The organism is Microvirga mediterraneensis (assembly GCF_013520865.1).
Taxonomy (GTDB): domain Bacteria; phylum Pseudomonadota; class Alphaproteobacteria; order Rhizobiales; family Beijerinckiaceae; genus Microvirga; species Microvirga mediterraneensis.
In genome coordinates this window covers 1-16,724 of sequence record NZ_JACDXJ010000002.1, presented here as the reverse complement: position 1 = coordinate 16,724, position 16,724 = coordinate 1, and the positions used below count along the sequence as shown (strand labels likewise).

22 protein-coding genes are annotated in these 16,724 nt (G+C 64.5%); 15 read left to right on the top strand and 7 right to left on the bottom strand.

Features of this window, described 5'->3' with window-relative positions:
* Positions 1-135 precede the first annotated feature (135 nt).
* The 5 genes from H0S73_RS22405 to H0S73_RS22385 all read left to right on the top strand — a co-directional run bounded on the left by H0S73_RS22405 (position 136) and on the right by H0S73_RS22385 (position 3,243).
* The gene (locus tag H0S73_RS22405) at positions 136-639 is read left to right on the top strand and encodes a copper chaperone PCu(A)C (protein ID WP_181054457.1); all 504 of its coding nucleotides are present in this window, start codon (positions 136-138) and stop codon (positions 637-639) included.
* A 9-nt stretch (positions 640-648) separates the two neighbouring features.
* Positions 649-1,284, top strand: a complete 636-nt coding sequence (locus tag H0S73_RS22400) for an SCO family protein (protein ID WP_181054456.1) — start codon at positions 649-651, stop codon at positions 1,282-1,284.
* Positions 1,281-1,781: a disulfide bond formation protein B gene (locus tag H0S73_RS22395; protein WP_246389353.1), complete on the top strand. Its 501-nt coding sequence runs from the start codon at positions 1,281-1,283 to the stop codon at positions 1,779-1,781. Before H0S73_RS22400 ends, H0S73_RS22395 begins: the two co-directional genes overlap by 4 nt.
* Complete coding sequence (locus H0S73_RS22390) at positions 1,774-2,430, top strand: DsbA family protein (RefSeq protein WP_181054455.1); 657 nt, start codon at positions 1,774-1,776, stop codon at positions 2,428-2,430. The genes H0S73_RS22395 and H0S73_RS22390 overlap by 8 nt, the downstream gene beginning before the upstream one ends.
* Before the next feature lie 87 nt (positions 2,431-2,517).
* Positions 2,518-3,243 carry a cytochrome c biogenesis CcdA family protein gene (locus H0S73_RS22385; protein WP_181054454.1) on the top strand — a complete coding sequence of 242 codons (726 nt, stop codon included), beginning with the start codon at positions 2,518-2,520 and terminating at the stop codon, positions 3,241-3,243.
* Between the two features lie 82 nt (positions 3,244-3,325).
* Here H0S73_RS22385 and H0S73_RS22380 read toward each other — a convergent pair whose 3' ends face one another.
* From H0S73_RS22380 to H0S73_RS22370, 3 genes are all read right to left on the bottom strand, one after another.
* Positions 3,326-3,748 carry a Fur family transcriptional regulator gene (locus H0S73_RS22380; protein ID WP_181054453.1) on the bottom strand — a complete coding sequence of 141 codons (423 nt, stop codon included), beginning with the start codon at positions 3,746-3,748 and terminating at the stop codon, positions 3,326-3,328.
* Positions 3,749-3,774: 26 nt separating this feature from the next.
* Positions 3,775-5,124, bottom strand: a complete 1,350-nt coding sequence (locus H0S73_RS22375; protein WP_181054452.1) for an Nramp family divalent metal transporter — start codon at positions 5,122-5,124, stop codon at positions 3,775-3,777.
* Between the two features lie 226 nt (positions 5,125-5,350).
* A complete protein-coding gene (locus H0S73_RS22370; RefSeq protein ID WP_181054451.1) occupies positions 5,351-5,785 on the bottom strand; it encodes a copper chaperone PCu(A)C domain-containing protein in 435 nt (144 codons plus the stop codon).
* Between the two features lie 298 nt (positions 5,786-6,083).
* Here H0S73_RS22370 and H0S73_RS26395 point away from each other — a divergent pair, with 298 nt between their 5' ends.
* The 3 genes from H0S73_RS26395 to H0S73_RS22355 all read left to right on the top strand — a co-directional run bounded on the left by H0S73_RS26395 (position 6,084) and on the right by H0S73_RS22355 (position 8,016).
* Positions 6,084-6,266 carry a thioredoxin domain-containing protein gene (locus H0S73_RS26395; RefSeq protein ID WP_181054450.1) on the top strand — a complete coding sequence of 61 codons (183 nt, stop codon included), beginning with the start codon at positions 6,084-6,086 and terminating at the stop codon, positions 6,264-6,266.
* Positions 6,247-7,101: a GGDEF domain-containing protein gene (locus tag H0S73_RS22360; protein WP_246389352.1), complete on the top strand. Its 855-nt coding sequence runs from the start codon at positions 6,247-6,249 to the stop codon at positions 7,099-7,101. Before H0S73_RS26395 ends, H0S73_RS22360 begins: the two co-directional genes overlap by 20 nt.
* A gap of 372 nt (positions 7,102-7,473) precedes the next feature.
* Positions 7,474-8,016: a L,D-transpeptidase gene (locus H0S73_RS22355; RefSeq protein WP_425488239.1), complete on the top strand. Its 543-nt coding sequence runs from the start codon at positions 7,474-7,476 to the stop codon at positions 8,014-8,016.
* Between the two features lie 75 nt (positions 8,017-8,091).
* Here H0S73_RS22355 and H0S73_RS22350 read toward each other — a convergent pair whose 3' ends face one another.
* From H0S73_RS22350 to H0S73_RS22340, 3 genes are read right to left on the bottom strand one after another with little or no spacing between them, the layout of a single operon-like run.
* Positions 8,092-8,643, bottom strand: a complete 552-nt coding sequence (locus H0S73_RS22350) for a Spy/CpxP family protein refolding chaperone (RefSeq protein WP_181054448.1) — start codon at positions 8,641-8,643, stop codon at positions 8,092-8,094.
* A 27-nt stretch (positions 8,644-8,670) separates the two neighbouring features.
* Positions 8,671-9,144, bottom strand: a complete 474-nt coding sequence (locus tag H0S73_RS22345) for a DUF411 domain-containing protein (RefSeq protein ID WP_181054447.1) — start codon at positions 9,142-9,144, stop codon at positions 8,671-8,673.
* Positions 9,145-9,155: 11 nt separating this feature from the next.
* Positions 9,156-9,371, bottom strand: a complete 216-nt coding sequence (locus H0S73_RS22340) for a heavy-metal-associated domain-containing protein (protein ID WP_343058466.1) — start codon at positions 9,369-9,371, stop codon at positions 9,156-9,158.
* Between the two features lie 191 nt (positions 9,372-9,562).
* Here H0S73_RS22340 and H0S73_RS22335 point away from each other — a divergent pair, with 191 nt between their 5' ends.
* The 6 genes from H0S73_RS22335 (at position 9,563) to H0S73_RS26390 (ending at position 14,926) form a co-directional block, all read left to right on the top strand.
* The gene (locus tag H0S73_RS22335; RefSeq protein WP_181054445.1) at positions 9,563-9,925 is read left to right on the top strand and encodes a hypothetical protein; all 363 of its coding nucleotides are present in this window, start codon (positions 9,563-9,565) and stop codon (positions 9,923-9,925) included.
* A gap of 112 nt (positions 9,926-10,037) precedes the next feature.
* Positions 10,038-10,370 carry a four-helix bundle copper-binding protein gene (locus H0S73_RS22330; RefSeq protein ID WP_181054444.1) on the top strand — a complete coding sequence of 111 codons (333 nt, stop codon included), beginning with the start codon at positions 10,038-10,040 and terminating at the stop codon, positions 10,368-10,370.
* 28 nt (positions 10,371-10,398) lie between these two features.
* Positions 10,399-10,911, top strand: a complete 513-nt coding sequence (gene copM, locus H0S73_RS22325) for a CopM family metallochaperone (protein ID WP_181054443.1) — start codon at positions 10,399-10,401, stop codon at positions 10,909-10,911.
* A 153-nt stretch (positions 10,912-11,064) separates the two neighbouring features.
* Positions 11,065-13,488, top strand: coding sequence for a heavy metal translocating P-type ATPase (locus H0S73_RS22320; protein ID WP_181054442.1), 2,424 nt, complete (start codon positions 11,065-11,067; stop codon positions 13,486-13,488).
* A 116-nt stretch (positions 13,489-13,604) separates the two neighbouring features.
* Entirely contained in the window at positions 13,605-14,663 is a 1,059-nt protein-coding gene (locus tag H0S73_RS22315) for an adenylate/guanylate cyclase domain-containing protein (protein WP_181054441.1), read from the top strand.
* Positions 14,660-14,926, top strand: coding sequence for an adenylate/guanylate cyclase domain-containing protein (locus tag H0S73_RS26390; RefSeq protein ID WP_181054440.1), 267 nt, complete (start codon positions 14,660-14,662; stop codon positions 14,924-14,926). The genes H0S73_RS22315 and H0S73_RS26390 overlap by 4 nt, the downstream gene beginning before the upstream one ends.
* 201 nt (positions 14,927-15,127) lie before the next feature.
* On the opposite strand, the gene H0S73_RS22305 is transcribed toward H0S73_RS26390, so the two are convergent.
* On the bottom strand, positions 15,128-15,805 hold the full coding sequence (locus H0S73_RS22305; protein WP_181054439.1) for a sensor histidine kinase: 678 nt from the start codon (positions 15,803-15,805) through the stop codon (positions 15,128-15,130).
* A gap of 168 nt (positions 15,806-15,973) precedes the next feature.
* Here H0S73_RS22305 and H0S73_RS22300 point away from each other — a divergent pair.
* The coding region (locus H0S73_RS22300) for a DNA-binding domain-containing protein (protein ID WP_281369208.1) at positions 15,974-16,724 on the top strand (751 nt) is incomplete at its 3' end.

The following is a 16,724-nucleotide window of genomic DNA, read 5'->3' as shown; positions in this document are numbered from 1 at the left end:
CATCCGGACAGTCCAATAAAACCGTCTCTTTCTGCCGTGCCCCTTTGGGGCACTCCTTTGCTCAAGACCGTGACGGTCACGACACCTGATCACACATCTGAGGATGCACCCTATCGAGGGGCGAAAGACACCCAAATGAAGAAGCGATTTCTCGTTGCCCTGCTATCCACCCTGGCTGTCGGCGACATGCCGGATGCAAAGGCACAGGCCCCTGAAACCTACCGCGCCGGCCCCATCGTGGTGGAGGCGCCCTGGTCCCGCGCCACGCCCGGCGGCGCCAAGGTGGGCGGCGGCTACATGCGGATAACGAACACAGGTTCTGAGCCAGACCGCCTGGTCGGCGGCTCCACCGTCGTCGCCGAACGCTTCGAGGTGCACCGTTCCACGGTGGCCGATGGCATCGCCCGTATGGAGCCGGTCACTGGAGGGCTGGAGATCGCCCCAGGCCAGACGGTGGAGCTGAAGCCGGGCGCCATGCATGCCATGTTCGTCAACCTGCGGCAGGGGCTGAAGCCAGGCGAGACGGTGGACGGCATGCTCGTGTTCGAGAAGGCCGGCGTGCTCAAGATCAAATACCATGTCGGCGGGATCGGCGCCCAGGCGGCCCCGGCCGCGGCCAACGCCCACCAGAACCATTGAGGTAACGGGATGTCGGCTCTGAGGATCATTCGCTGGACCGCTTGGGCCTTGGTGGCCGTGGCGATCTTCGTCGTGACTGGCGTTGCGGTTGGTTGGTTCAGGACGGAGTGGCTCGGCCAGAGCCCGCCCGCGACGGGGACGAGCACGGGCACGCCGGCTATCGGCGGCCCGGTCTCTCTCGGGAACCATCGCGGCGAGCGCGTCACGCAAGACCCCTTCAAGGGCAAGCCGACGGCCTATTTCTTCGGCTTCACTCACTGCCCTGAGGTGTGCCCGACGACGCTGTTCGAGATGAGCCAGCATCTCAAGGAGCTCGGGCCCGACGCCGACCGCCTCAACGTCGTGTTCGTGACGGTCGATCCGGAGCGGGACACCCCGGAGTTGCTCAGGACGTACCTGGAAAGCTTCGATCCCCGGATTGTCGCGCTCACCGGCACGCCGGAGGAGATGGCAGTGGCCGCCAAGGCCTTCCGCATCGCCTACCACAAGGTGCCAACCGAAGGCGGCGGCTACACGATGGATCACACCTCGTCGGTGATCGTGACCGATGCCAAGGGCGAGCTCGTCACCCTGATCGACTACCACGAGGAGGCGGAGTCGGCACTCGCGAAACTCAAACGGGCGATCCGGGAGGACAAGGCATGACCGGGTCACATCGCATGCTCGGGCATACCCCTTCCGCGAAGGCGTCATCGGCCCCATCGCATCGGGAGACCCTTCCCGGCCACCTTGCGTGGGGACGGCTGTTCGCCGCCTGGATCGTCGCGCTCACCGCGACCGCCGGGGCCCTGTTCATCGGGGAGGTGATGGGGCAGGCGCCATGCAATCTGTGCTGGTACCAGCGCGCCTTCATGTTCCCGCTCGCCGTCATCCTGGCTGTGGCGACCTTCCGTGAGGACACCGGCGTCTGGCGTTACGCCCTGCCTATCGCCGTGCTCGGCGGCCTCATCGCGGCCTTCCACTCGCTGCTCTACGCCGGAATCCTCCCCGAGGCGATCAAGCCGTGCGCCGCGTCGGGTCCGTCCTGCTCCAGCGCCGACATGACCATTCTCGGGCTGCCGCTGCCGTTCCTGTCGCTCGCGGCCTTCACCGCCGTCGCCGTCCTTCTCGTCCCCACCCGCAGAAAGCTCTCCGATGTCTAAGCGTAACCTTGTCGTCCTGACCACCCTCATTGCGATTGCGGCCTTCGTCGGCGGCATCTTCCTCTACGACCGCCAGGGCAAGGAGGCCGTGCCTGCCGCAGTCGCCAATGCCAGCACCCTCGTGCGGCCGCACTCGCCGGTCATCGGCCCACCGGAGGCCCCGGTCACCATCGTCGAGTTCTTCGATCCGATGTGCGAGGCCTGCCGGGCCTTCTATCCCATCGTCAAGAGAATCCTTGCGGACCACCCAAAGGACGTGCGCTTGGTCCTGAGATACACACCCTTCCATGAGGGCGCCGACACTGCGGTCCGGATCCTGGAGACGGCCCGCGCGCAGGGACGGTTCGAGCCGGTGCTCGAAGTCTTGATGGAGCAGCAGCCAATCTGGGCGGCTCATGGCGCCCCTGATCTGGACAAGGCCTGGGGCTTCGCCAAGATCGCCGGTCTCCAGGTGCAACGCGCCCAGGCCGAGGCTTCCTCGCCCGAGATCACCCGCGTCCTGGAGCAGGACATCGCCGACGTGAACGCCAATAACGTGCAGCAGACGCCGACCTTCTTCGTCAACGGCAAGCCGCTGACCAATTTCGGGCCGCAGCAGCTCCGCGACTTGGTTCAACGCGAGGTCGAGCAGGCGCGGAAGGGGTCATAACCCGCCGCATGCTCATCGCCTTGTAAAAGCCCAATGGGCCGCCGCCGAGGTCTGGTGCGGCGGCCTCCGCAATATGTTGAAAGCTCAATGCTCAGCGTCTCCCTTCCGGCCGCCATGCTCGGCGGCCTCATCAGCTTCCTGAGTCCCTGCGTCCTGCCGCTGGTGCCGCCCTATCTGTCGTTTCTGGCCGGCACTACCTTCGACCGGCTGAACGCGGGCGACAGCGCGGTTCGCTGGCGGGCCCTCTTGGCCGCACTTCTGTTCGTGGCAGGCTTCTCGACGGTGTTCGTGCTCCTGGGCGCCACCGCGTCCGCGCTCGGACAGGCGATCCGGCAATATCTCGACGTGCTGAGCACAGTCGCGGGCATCGCCATCATCGTCATGGGTTTGCACTTTCTCGGCGTGTTCCGGATCGGGCTGTTCTACCGCGAGGCGCGGTTCAGCGTGCCGAAGCCCGTGGGGCTCTGGGGAGCCTATGTGATGGGCCTCGCCTTCGCCTTCGGCTGGACGCCCTGCATCGGCCCCGTGCTGGCGGCGATCCTCACGGTGGCGGGGTCCGAGCAGAGCGTTGCGCAGGGGGCTCTGCTGCTGGCCGCCTACTCAGCAGGCTTGGGCATTCCCTTCCTGCTCGCGGCTTTCGCCATGAAGCCCTTCGTGGCGCTCCTCAAGCGCATGCGCTCGCGCTTCGTGCTGATCGAGAAGGCCATGGGCGTGCTCCTCGTCCTGACGGGCATTGCCTTCCTGACCGGCTGGATCACCAACATGGCGTTCTGGCTCCTGGAGACGTTCCCGGCCCTCGCGACGCTGGGCTGAGGCCCGGTGGCAAATGTCAGATGTTTGGCGGCCTGAAAGCCCGTTCAAGGTGGGCGAGCCGTTGCCGGCTGCTTCCCACCGCTCAGGAGTCCTTTCGAGGGCCCCGCTTTCGCCCATAGAGTTCCAGGCGATGGCCAACGAGGTCATAGCCCAGTTCCCGCGCGACTACAGCTTGGAGCCGCTCGATCTCCTCAGAACGGAACTCGATTACTGTGCCCGTATCCACGTCAATCAGGTGGTCGTGGTGCCGCTTTGCAGCCGGCTCGTACCGCGCCCGCCCGTCTAGAAACTCATGCCGCTCAATAATGCCGAGTTCTTCGAAGCGCTTCATGGTCCGATAGACGGTCGCGAGGGAGATGCGATCATCTTCCTCGGCAACGCGTCGGTGCAGTTCGGGAACATCAGGATGATCGTGGGCGCTTGCAATCACCTGCGCGATGAGCTTGCGCTGGCCCGTGAGCCGGAGGCCCTTGGCCCGAACTTGGGCTTCGATCCTGTTCGTCATGGACGCGTCCTCCCGAAAACCCCGGGCTAGCCGATCACGAAGTCCAGCAGGAGCTTGACGTTCAAGCTCACGATTACGGCGGCGATGAGGCCCGCGAAGCCCACGAGCCAGGCCGGCGCGACGAGGGCCCCCATCTTCGCCTTGCTCGCCGTGAACATGACGAGCGGGATCACCGCGAAGGACAGTTGCAGGCTCAGGATGACCTGGCTGAGGATCAGCAATCGGGCGGTCCCGCTCTCGCCGTACCAGATCGTCACGACGGCGGCCGGAACGATAGCCACCATGCGGGTGACGAGCCGGCGTAGCCAAGCGGGCAGGCGGATGTTGAGGAAGCCCTCCATGACGGCTTGACCGGCAAGGGTCGCCGTGACTGTCGAATTGAGGCCGCAGCAGAGGAGAGCGATACCAAACAGTGTCGGCGCGATGGCGGCGCCCAGCAGCGGCGAGAGAAGGCTGTGCGCTTCCCCGAGCTCCGCCACCTCCGAGCGTCCGGTCGTATGGAATGCCGCCGCGGCGAGGATCAGGATGGAGGCATTGATCAGCAGCGCGAACATCAGCGCCACGGTCGAGTCAATGGTGGCGAACTTCAGGGCCTCCCGCTTCTCAGGCAGGGAGTGTCCATAGGACCGGGTCTGCACGATGGCCGAGTGCAGGTAAAGGTTATGGGGCATGACAGTGGCACCAAGGATGCCAAGCGCGAGATAGAGCATCTCCGGGTTCGTCACGATCTGGGTTGTGGGCGCAAACCCGCGGATCACCCCGGCCCAGTCCGGGTCCGCCAGCGCGATCTGCACGGCGAAGCAGACGGCGATCACGCCGAGCAAGGCAATCACAAAGGCCTCTAGGTACCGGAACCCGATCCGTTGCAGGTAAAGAATCAGGAACACGTCGAGCGCGGTGATCAGGACGCCGATCTCCAGCGGGATCCCGAACAGAAGGTTGAGGCCGATGGCCGTGCCGATCACCTCCGCCAAATCGGTCGCCACGATGGCCAGTTCGGCAAGGAGCCAGAGTGGCACGGCAACTGGCTTGGGAAAGGCATCGCGGCAAGCCTGGGCTAGGTCGCGCCCTGACGCAATGGCAAGGCGGGCGCAGAGCGACTGCAGCACGATGGCCATGATGTTTGAGACCAGCGCAACGACGAGGAGCGTGTAGCCGAACTTCGAGCCGCCGGCGATGGAGGTCGCCCAGTTGCCTGGGTCCATGTAACCCACCGAGACGAGATAGCCCGGGCCGAAGAACGCAGCGAACTTGCGAAGGTTGCCCCCGAGCCGGGGCACCGCCACCGTGCGGTAGACCTCCGAGAGGGGCGCGCTCCGCCTCGGCTGCCGCCAGCCTGTCAGATTGTCGGCGAGATCGGCAGCACGGGTGTCCATGGTCACCTCCGGCACAGTTGCAGTTGCAAGTGATTTGCAAGAGCATGACACAGTCCATCCCGGTTGTGAAGTGCGATCTCGGCGGCGGCAAAGCCACGGCTGTCACGAGACATCCAGTGTCACGGGGGAGGGCGAGGCACTCGGCGGTCCATCAAGCTGATCCAACGGCCGGCACCAGCATTAGAGCCATCCGACCATGGAGACGGCACCGCAGGAATCAAAGCGCTCAATCCGTTGTGAGCTGCGCCTGCTGCCCGTCGGCGGGAACCGGCAAACCAATCGTAATGTGACCGGAGTTCCGGAACCGGAGCGTCAGGGTCAACCGGTTTCCGGAGCGAAGCGGCCGGACCGGATCGATCAGCAGCACCTTAAAACCATAGGAGCCAACCGTAAGCGAACTGTAGGACGGGATCCGGGCCGTTGCCGCTGCAATCGGATCTTGTCCGGAGAGGATCAGGCCACGGGGTGCATGGAGCACAACCCTTTCGAAATCCGGGGAAGAGGCCTCGATCAGCTCATCCGCCTCCGAGCCAAGATTGACGATGCTGAACCGGGCTGAGGTCATCGAGTCCTCGAGGGACGTCTTCTCGGCCCAGGCCTCCATGAACGCGAGCGAGTGCACCGGGTTGTGGTTCTGCCGGGCCGCAGCAGGATCCGCCATGATAAGATAGAAGGCCGCAAGAACAGGCCCCCATGTTAGAGCGGGAGATTTCCAAATAGGGAGGGGCATCGAGGTCCCGGCAGGAGAGGTGGGGAATAGCGCAGGACCGTCTGTTCAGGCGGTCCCAGGCGACGCAACGCCGAAGCTGCGGAGAGTACTCCCTTGAACGCGCTCAAGCTTCGACAACTCTCGCAGAGCATGCCCATCTAGAGACGAACAAGGTTAATGAAGCCTTTCAAAGCCTAGCTTGGCACTTTCGCGCTTCAGCGGCGCCACCAAGCCTCCGAGCAGGCGGGCCGTGGCCGACGTGAAGGCTCTCATCAAGGCCGCCCCCAAGCCGCAGGTGGTAATCAAGGACTTCCCGGTGCTGAGCCCGGATTCGGTTGAGGCCAGCCGCGTCGCGCTGGCGGCCAAGGCCTACGAATTCCACACCAGATTGATAGGGGGCATTGATAGGGGGCATGTTCCTGGTCGGCTATGACGGCCCTTACACCTTCCCCGACATCCTCCGGCACGGCGCCGCAACCGGGCTCGGCGTGAGGATCGACGATGGTGACGTCGAGGCGCTGATCGGCCGGACACTGCCCCGACGCAGAACGTCCCGCCGGAAATCTTTCGTGACCGACCTTCTCGACGGCGGCTGGTTCTGGTTCGAGCACACGGTGCTGCCGAACGGATGGGTCATGGCGGCGGGGACGGACATCTCGGCCCTGAAGCACAACGAGAAGTCCCTGCACCAGGCGCACGAAGCGGCGCTCCTTGCGGCGCGCACGGATCTCCTCACCGGGTTGCCGACCCGCCGCCACATCATGGAGCTGCTCGACGAGGCGCTCGCGACGAGCCGGCAGTCCGGCTCCGGGTTGTGCGCCGCCATCATCGACATCGACCACTTCAAGGGCATCAACGACACCTATGGGCACGATGCCGGCGACGTGGTTCTCCAGCACTTCGCCCGAGCCTGCCGCGAGAGGGTGCCACCGGGAAGCCATCTCGGCCGGATCGGGGGCGAGGAGTTCCTGCTGCTTCTGACCGATGTTCGGCTCAACGACGCGGACCGCCGGCTGGACGCGGTGCGGGCTGGTCTCCCGGCCGCCGTATTGCCTGACCGTGCAACCCGCCGGCCGGTCGCCTTCAGCGCGGGGCTGACCGAGGCGCTGTCGCACGATGATCGCAGCTCGATCCTCTCTCGGGCTGATCGTGCCCTGTACGCAGCCAAATCAGAGGGGCGCAACCGCACCAGGATTGGCTTCGGGATGGAAAAGCCTGCCACCCAAGCCGCGCACGTTCCAGCCAGCAACGCTGGTCGCGGCAACTGATCCGTAGGTTCCGTAGTCCGGGCAGGATCCCCGCCACGCGCCAAGCGGACCCAGCCCCAAAGGGATCCCAACGTTCGGCTGGCGGACCTCGTCCAGCCACAACCAAGTCAGCGACGCCGATATGACATGGAGCCTATCAGCCCTGGGACGGCATAAACGCTTACAATCCCCTCTCGTCCTCTGCCTTGAAGCAGGTCCACACAGTTCCGTGAGATCGAACCCACCTGCGGAACCGTGGTCCTGACCGGGCGTCTGTAGGGATATCGCCTTGTATTCCTACCGAGAGGACTTTTCTCTATGCGGCTTGTCTGTCTGCTTGCAGCGTCCTTGTTTGGCACTCTCACCTTCGGAACTGGTTGGGCGAAAGCAGATGTGCTGATCACCGTCGACAAGACCACCCAGCACATGTCGGTCTCTGTGGATGCCCAGCCGCGCTACGCCTGGTCAGTGTCGACGGGCAAGGCGGGGCATGAGACGCCAGTCGGCGCCTTCACTCCGTCCCGTCTGGTGAAGGACCATGCCTCCAAGGAGTGGGACAACTCACCCATGCCGCACTCGATCTTCTTCACGCACCGGGGCCATGCGATCCATGGTAGCAACGCCACCCGCAGCCTGGGCCGGCCGGCTTCGCACGGCTGCGTCCGCCTCGCGCCTGCGAACGCGGCGAAGCTGTTTGCTCTGGTCCGCAGTGAGGGAATGCGGAACACGAGGATCGTGATCCAGGGAGACGAGCCGAGGAAACCCTCCGCACGGACGGCCAAGCGGGATCGGCCCAAGGCCCGGTATGCTGAACCGTCATCGGCCGGAGCAGGTTATCCCGGCCTTCAGCCGCAGCGTCCTCAGGCGCCAGGCCCTGCACCGGCCTATGGGTACGAAAGTCCGTTGAACACACAGGCCATTTTTGATTGGCAATGAAGCATGTTTGCTCCTTCATCTCAGGACGGGATCCCGCGATCTCGGCGAGGGCTGCCGTGATGGCTGCGCCGGTGGTCAGTGGTGCCCGGTGCGGCCGTGCCCATGACTTCCCGAGATCCCATAGCCGCGAAGTTCATTGTACCGGCTGACCTGCTCGGGCGTGAGGACCTCTAAGGTGGAGAGGTGATAATGCAGATGAGCTCTGCGAAGAGCGCCCTGAGTGGCGCCGATTTCGGCCGTGGCAGTCTGCAAGCTGGCTGGGGTGACTGACTTAGTGGCGAACTGCCGGTTCAGGGCCGTCTCCTGCTCGATCAGGCGCTCGCCGAGCGGCACCGTCTCCGCCTTCATGGCGGCAAGGAGTTCCTGCATGCGAGTGCGCTGATCCAAGGTCAGCCCGAGCTTCTCGCCAAGTTCCAGAACGTGCACTGGGCCCGGATATCCATTGAGCTCCGCCGACAGCGCCAACCCCATGCCGCGCCCCGCGCGGAGGTCGGCAATCTGCTCTTCGGACAAGGCCTTTACCGGACGGTGCTGCAGATCGGAGTAGGACGAAGCAGGAGCATGTTGGGCCTGGGCGCTACTCAAGGCGGCGAGCACTGTGGCGATCACGATCCAAACGCGGGACATTGATGGCCTCCTGGCGAGAGACTCAGGTCAGAGCAGACGTGAACCCTCATAGCGGGCGAAGGTCTTCTGACCGGACGATCCGAAGAGGACCACATCGTAGGTATCGTTCGCCACCCCCGTGACCTCCATTCCCGGAGATCCGACGGGCATGCCCGGTACGGCCAAGCCTTTCGCCTGCGGCTTCTCAGCCAGCAGGCGCTTGATTGCGTCCGCCGGCACATGGCCCTCGATGACATAGCCGCCGACCTCCGCCGTATGGCAGGAGGCGAGGTCGTCCGGGACGCCGAGGCGTACCTTCACGCGGTTGACCTGGGGCGTGGTGACGACCTCCACCGGAAACCCAGCGGCCTTCAGGTGATCGACCCAACCACCGCAGCAGCCACAGTTCGGGTCCTTGGTGACGACGACCTTTGGCAGGCCTGCCTGGGCGAAGGCACGGCCCGCCGCGAGGGCGGCGCCGGAGGCACCGAGGACGGTTAGGAAGCGGCGGCGGTCGAGCATGGGGATCTCCTTCAGGCGTTCGTCGGGGTGTAGCCGGCCTCGGTCACCAGCGCCTTGATCAAGGTCAGATCGGTGCTGCCGCGGATCGATACAAGCTTGGAGGCCGGGTCGGCTTCCACGGTCGTTCCGGGCAGGCCTGCCTCAATGGCTTTCTTGATCGTGCCGGCGCAGTGGCCGCAGGTCATGTCATCGACCCGCAGGGTCAGGGCATCGGTGTGGCGGTCCACGGCTTGGCTCGCCTGAGATTGGTGGGGGCTGCATCCGCCCATGGCATGTTCTCCGATTCGAGAGGACGATCCACGAACCCTGCACCTTCCCATGATGGCAAGGTCAAGAGAGACACTCCCGGGCAGCCTCATCAGGCTCGGGAACAGATGGCACGGGCCATCGTTGGGACCATGACCCTAGGGACGATGACGTGCATGACCTGATCCGCTCCGTGCTAAGCCGCCTGACGGTCGCGCTGTTGGCCATCGGCCTCGCCAGCGCGCCGCTCTATGCGGCTGTCCAAGCCAAGGTCCCTGAACACGGCTCATCCGCCCACGCGGGGCAGGCCACGCACGCATCCCAAGCCCAATCCGATCACCACTATAGCGGTGCCTCCAAATCCTATGCGGCCGGGCAGTTCTGCTGCCATCCCGGCTGCATTATGGCCGTCGTTCCAGTTCCCGCGAACTTGGCTCAGGGCGTGCCACTGTCCGAAGCGGTCCCGATCCCGCCGGACCTGACGCCCGTGCCGGCCATGCTGTCTGGCATCGACCGCCCGCCGAAACGCACCTGATCCAGAGAGAAGCGGCCATGCCGCTTGCCAGGTAAGCCGGCCCATCGGCGCGTCAGGCGCCGCGTCTGCATGGGCTGAAGACTTCACTGCGCCTGGAATTCAGGAGACCAGCATGCACCAGATGTCAAAAGAGATGCAGTCCTGCATCGACGAGTGCCTGCGCTGCTACCAGACCTGCCTTGGCATGGCGATGACCCATTGCCTGGAGCAGGGCGGCAAGCATGTCGAGCCCGGCCATTTCCGTCTCATGATGGCCTGCGCCGAAATCTGCCGGACCTCGGCCCACTTCATGCTGATCGGCACGCCCCACCACAAGCACACCTGCCGTGAGTGCGCCGAGATCTGTGAGGAGTGCGCCAAGTCCTGCGAGCAGGTCGGCGACATGCAGGAGTGCGTCGACGAATGCCGCCGCTGCGCCGAGAGCTGCCGCAAGATGGCGGCCTGACCCTCACCCACAACTGAAAGGAAATGCGATGACTATCCGAACGATTGCTCTTTCGACCCTGATTGCCTCTGTCGCGGCTTGGGGCGTCATGGCCCAACAACCTCAGGCCCAGCAGAACCAAATGCAGCATCCATCGGGCGGCCAGATGGCCATGTCGGCCGAGGGCCTGCCGGAGGAGTGCCGGACCGCGGTCCAGGCCGGCGGGCAGATGCAGAACATGCAGGGCATGGATATGTCCGGCATGCAGCAGGGCATGATGGCCAACATGAACGAGGCGCAGAAAGGCTATATGGAAACCATGATGAAGATGCACGGTCCCATGGTGGCCGCCCACATGATCAAGGACCCCGACGTCGCCTTCGTCTGCGGGATGATCCCTCACCACCAGGGCGCCATCGACATGGCCCGCGTCGTCCTCAAGACCGGCGACAATGCCGAGGCCAAGAAGATGGCGGAGACGGTGATCAAGGCGCAGGAGCAGGAGATCGCCGAAATGAAGGACTGGCTGAAGAAGAACGCCAAGAAGGAAGGCGCCAACTGACGCAGCAACACTTCTGACCCTGCCATCAGTGGGGCGTCCGCCGGTCAGCGAGGCCGGCGGGCGCGTTGAATCCGCCTGCACTTGACCTTCCCATGATGGGAGGGTCTAGACATCGTGTCGAACATCGAAACCGCCGTCTCAGGGAGACAAGCGATGGCCGACGACAAGCACCACGATCACCATGCTTCGCATCATGGACACCAGGATCACGATCATGGGCACGGTGCGCCTTCCGCATCGGGCCATCACCACCACGGCCATCAGGGTCAGGAGGCGACCGGCGATCACAAGGTGAAGGATCCCGTCTGCGGGATGATGGTCGACCCGCACACGACCCAACACCGGGCCCAGTACGAGGGCACGCCGTATTACTTCTGCTCCTCCGGCTGCCAGGCCAAGTTCACTGCCGATCCCGCAAAGTACGTTGAACCGGCGGCAGTCCGGAAGGCCGAACCCGTTCCCGAGGGCACGATCTACACCTGCCCCATGCACCCCGAGATCCGCCAGGTCGGCCCCGGCTCGTGCCCGATCTGCGGCATGGCGCTCGAACCGGTTCTCGTCAGCGCCGAGGCGACCCCGAACGCCGAACTCATCGACATGACCCGCCGCTTCTGGATCGGACTGGTCCTGACCGTGCCGGTGTTCGCACTGGAGATGGGGGCCCACCTCACGGGCCTCGACCACCTCATTCCACGCGGCACATCCAACTGGATCCAGCTCGCCTTCGCCACGCCGGTCGTGCTCTGGGCCGGATGGCCCTTCTTCGTGCGGGGCTGGCAGTCGCTCGTGAACCGCAGCCTCAACATGTTCACCCTGATCGCCATGGGCACCGGGGTGGCGTGGGTCTACAGCGTGATCGCAACGCTGATGCCGGACATCTTCCCAGCCGCCTTCCGCGGCCATGATGGCTCGGTCGCCGTGTACTTCGAGGCTGCGGCGGTGATCACGGTCCTCGTCCTGTTGGGGCAGGTGCTGGGGCTCCGGGCCCGCGAGAGCACAGGCGGCGCGATCCGGGCACTCCTCGATCTGGCACCCAAGACAGCCCGCGTGATCCGGGGCGACGGCACGGAGGAGGAGGTCCAACTCGACGCCGTCCATGTCGGCGATCGCCTGCGGGTCCGTCCGGGCGAGAAGGTTCCGGTCGACGGTGCGGTCCTCGACGGGCGCAGCGCCGTCGACGAGTCGATGGTCACGGGCGAATCCATGCCTGTCACCAAATCGGTCGGCGACACGGTCATCGGCGGAACCATGAACCAGTCCGGTGGCCTGGTCATCGAGGCGCGCAAGGTCGGCCGCGATACGATGCTGGCCCAAATCGTCCAGCTCGTCGCCGAGGCCCAGCGCAGCCGGGCCCCGATCCAGCGCCTGGCTGACCAGGTCTCTGGCTACTTCGTGCCGGCGGTGATCGTGGTCGCGGTTCTCGCCTTCGCCGCCTGGGCGATCTGGGGGCCCGATCCCCGCCTTGCGTTCGGGCTGGTGGCCGCCGTCTCGGTGCTCATCATCGCCTGCCCCTGTGCGCTTGGCCTAGCGACGCCGATGTCGATCATGGTCGGGGTTGGCCGTGGCGCGCAGGCTGGCGTGCTGATCAAGAACGCCGAGGCCCTTGAACACATGGAGAAGGTCGACACGCTCGTGGTCGACAAGACCGGCACGCTCACCGAGGGCAAGCCCGCCGTGACGGCTATCGTCCCGGCGGAAGGCTTCAGTGAGACCGAGGTCCTGCGCCTGGCCGCCAGCGTCGAGCGGGCCAGCGAGCACCCGCTCGCTGTCGCGATCGTAGCAGCGGCGGACGCCAGGAACGTGGCCACCGCTCCAGTGAGCGAGTTTGACTCCCCGACCGGCAAGGGCGCACTTGGCACAGTTGAAGGCCGCCATGTCGTGCTCGGAAACGCCAAGTTCCTGACAGAGCACGGGATCGATGTCTCGCCGCTCGCCAAGGTCGCCGACGATCTCAGGCGTGACGGTGCGACGGCGATCTTTGCCGGGGTTCATGGCCGGCCCGCCGGCATCCTGGCCATCGCCGACCCGGTGAAGGCCTCGACGCCGGAGGCCCTGGCGGCCCTAAGGAAGGAAGGCATCAGGGTCGTGATGCTCACGGGCGACAACCGCACGACCGCCGAGGCGGTGGCCCGACGGCTCGGGATCCCCGAGGTCGAGGCGGAGGTCCTGCCGGAGCAGAAGAGCGCCGTGGTGGAGAAGTTCAAGCGCGAGGGCCGGGTTGTGGCCATGGCCGGGGATGGGGTCAACGATGCTCCAGCGCTGGCTGCGGCGGACGTCGGCATCGCCATGGGCTCGGGCACGGACGTTGCCATCGAAAGCGCCGGCGTGACCCTGCTCAAGGGCGACCTGACCGGGATCGTGCGGGCGCGGCGGCTGTCGCAGGCCGTGATGGGCAACATCCGCCAGAACCTGTTCTTCGCGTTCATCTACAACGCGTTGGGAGTGCCGGTCGCCGCCGGCGTGCTCTACCCGGTGTTCGGCATCCTGTTATCGCCGGTGATCGCGGCTGCCGCCATGGCCCTGTCCTCTGTCAGTGTCATTGCAAATGCGCTGCGCCTGCGTGCAACGAGGCTGTGACGGAGCATCACGAATGATGTCGAGCGGCACATCACCCTCTGATTGATGACCCTACTGGGCAAAGGGGGGTCGCCGGTGTAGGTGCCAATCGCGGATCAACTCGTGGGAGTGGTCTCTTGAAGGCACCGCATCGGCGGCTCAACGAAGGGTCGCGGGAAGACGATAGCCCGGCGCAACGCCTGCTCCACCAGGCGGAGGTCGCAGCGGAGCGGCAGACCGGCATCCTGCGTGTTGCGATTGGTGCGGGACTGCTCGTGGCATTGGAGCTGGTTGCCCTCCATGTCCCTCAGGGGGCGATTGACACCCTCCGCGAGATCGACGCGGCGCGGATCACCGTGATCGGCTTGGCCCTGGTCGGCGTCCTTAGCCTGGTGGGTCTTCGTCGCGGGTATCCGGTCCAGCGTTTGTCCTACATGACGGCAACGGCCGATGCCGTTTTGATCCTGGGAAATCTCAGCTTCAGCCTGTTTGCATTCGGGATCCCGGGAAACTTCTTCTCGCTCTTCCCGGGTGTTTGGATTGTTCCCATCGCCTTAGCCGCCACCGCGCTTCGTTACCGGCCGGCACTGCAGATCTATGTCGCGATCCTGTATGTCGTCGGACTGACCGCGCTCATGCTGCTGGCCGGCATTATCCCTGTCGAGCGACGTGCAGCATTCCTGGCGCAATTCTCAATGGGGTTCGGCCTTCCACCCAACGCCGTCCGGTTGGTCATGATCGCAATCGCAGCTGTCGTTCTGATTGTCGTGGCGAGCCGCGGACGCCGGTTGCTCCAGGAAGCGGTCCGGGAAACGACGGTGCGCCTCGATCTCACGCGGTTCCTGCCACAGGAACTCGCCCCGGTCCTCACTGACCCGGCGTTCTCGGAGTTGCGGACCGGGCGGCGTCAGACGGTCGCGCTCCTCTTTGTGGATGTGCGGGGCTCGACTGCCATGGCTGAGCATCTGGATTCGGCCCGCTTCGCCATCTTCATGAGCGCCTTTCGCCGACGCGTCATGGACGCCGCCGACCGCCATGACGGTGTCGTCGACAAGTTCATTGGCGACGGGGCGCTGATTGTCTTTGGCCTACCTTACCCATCACCCGATGACGCAGCCCGAGGTTGGCGTGTGCCCGAACACTCGATGCCCTCGTTGCCCGTTGGAATGCGAAGCGACAATTCGATCCGCCTGTGACGGTCGGGATTGGGGTGCATGTCGGCGAAGTCTTTTGTGGCGTGGTCGGCGACGCCCGGCGCCTTGAGTTCACCGTCATGGGTGATCCGGTCAATGTGGCAGCACGCCTGCAGGAGGCCACTAAGGAACACGGCATTCCAATCCTTGCCTCTGATGCAATCGTCCGTGCCGCAGGCGAGGAGGGACTCTGGCGTGAAGTGGCACGAGCTCCGCTGCGAGGTCGACGCGGGGTGTTGGGATTGATGGTTCCCTTAGCATCATAAGCGCTCGGAATCGGAGAACCGACCCATCCTGCAGGCACGCCGCCTGTCCAAGGCCGTGATGGACAATACAGTCTTCGTCACCCTGCTGTCGCCAGCCAGTCATTGCCGTGGCGGGCATGGCCCAACCGTCGGTGAGCCTGATCGCGGATATCTTGGCTCGACGCTACGCGTTCACCGCGGCCATCCTCATACAAACAGCGCTCATGGCCCTTTGTGAGCCGAGCCAGTTTGCATCTTGGGTAAAGCTATCAGTGCGCGGAGCCCGCCTTGCGGCCGGTTCGACAGGGTGAGCCGGCCCCCATGAGCACGAATGATCGACAGGGCGATCGCGAGCCCCAGTCCCATTCCCCCGGTTTCCCGGCTGCGTGAGCTTTCCAGGCGGTAGAGCGGCTCGAAGACGTGCGTGAGTTCCTCCTCGGGGATTCCAGGACCCGTGTCATCGATCGTGATCTCGATCGCCTGCAACGTCTCGCGGATGGCAACCGTCGCGCTGCCACCGTATTTCACCGCATTGTCGATCAGGTTGGTCAGTGCCCGTTTGAGCGTCGCCGGATCACATTCGTGGATGACGGGTCGAGCCGCCTCCATGCTCACCGGGAGGCCGCCGTCGGCAAGATCGTCCGTGATACTGGCAACCAGGGCGGTGAGATCTGTCGGTCGACGTGGTGCCTGTTTCGCGCCCCCGCTTGCGAATTCGAGCGTTGCCGCGACCATGGCGTCCAGGTCCGCTATGGTCGACAGCATCTTCTCGCGTTCAACCGGGTCGTCGACGTTCTCCACCCGTAGCCTCAGGAGCGTCAACGGTGTGCGGAAATCATGGGAGATGGCAGCCAGCATCTTCGTGCGGTCATCGATCATCCCGCGCAGGCGCGCCTGCATGGCGTTGAAGGCCAGCTGTCGCTTTGCCCCTAAAGGCGAGATGAAGAACTCAACAAAATCAATGGTGGTCCTTTGCCGCTAAATGTGAGATTTTGCCTTTAAAAGGGAAATTTTCCCCCTTAAAAGTGAGACAGAGCTTACAGGGGCGTGCAGCTGGCTGCGATGGAGATGGAACAGGACCTGACAGAGACGGCTGGCGTCGAAGCGTTGCGGAGGGCTGCCGTCCTGCGTCCGCTTGTTCAGGCATATCTTGCGAGCACAGGAAGTCTGGAAGCCGGCATTCGCGATGCGGTTTGGGAGCTCGGTGTCAGTAGGGCGACGGTCTGGCGTTGGATACGGCGCCTTGCCGAGGAAGGCGGGCGGACCAGTGCGTTGGTGCCGCAGAAGCGCGGCCGCCGCGCCGGCACCACAGTGATATCCAGCGCGGTCGAAGAGCTTATCGAAGAGCATCTTCGCCGCTATTTCCTGAGGCGGGAGCGTCCGAGCTTGTCGCGGGTTGTGTTGGAGATCCGCATTGCCTGTGGTGAACGTAGTTGGCAAGCGCCGACACGGCGAACCATTCAGCGACGGCTTGATGCGATGGATGAGCGCGAGGTCATGAAGGCGCGAGAGGGCGCAAAGGCGGCACGTCAAAAGTTTGGACCCGTGCCGGGCACGAATCGGGCTGACCTTCCGCTCGATGTCATGCAGATCGACCATACGCCCGCGGACATTATCCTTGTCGACAGTTTCGAGCGCAAACCCATTGGCCGACCTTGGGTGACCCTTGCAATCGATATCGCGACGCGGATAGTGGCCGGTTACTACGTCAGCTTCGAGGCGCCCTCTCGCCTGTCAATCGCTCTCTGTCTTACGAGGGCGGTCGCACCAAAGGCAGAACTGCTACCTGAGTTAGACAGCAATGTCCCTTGGCCAGCAC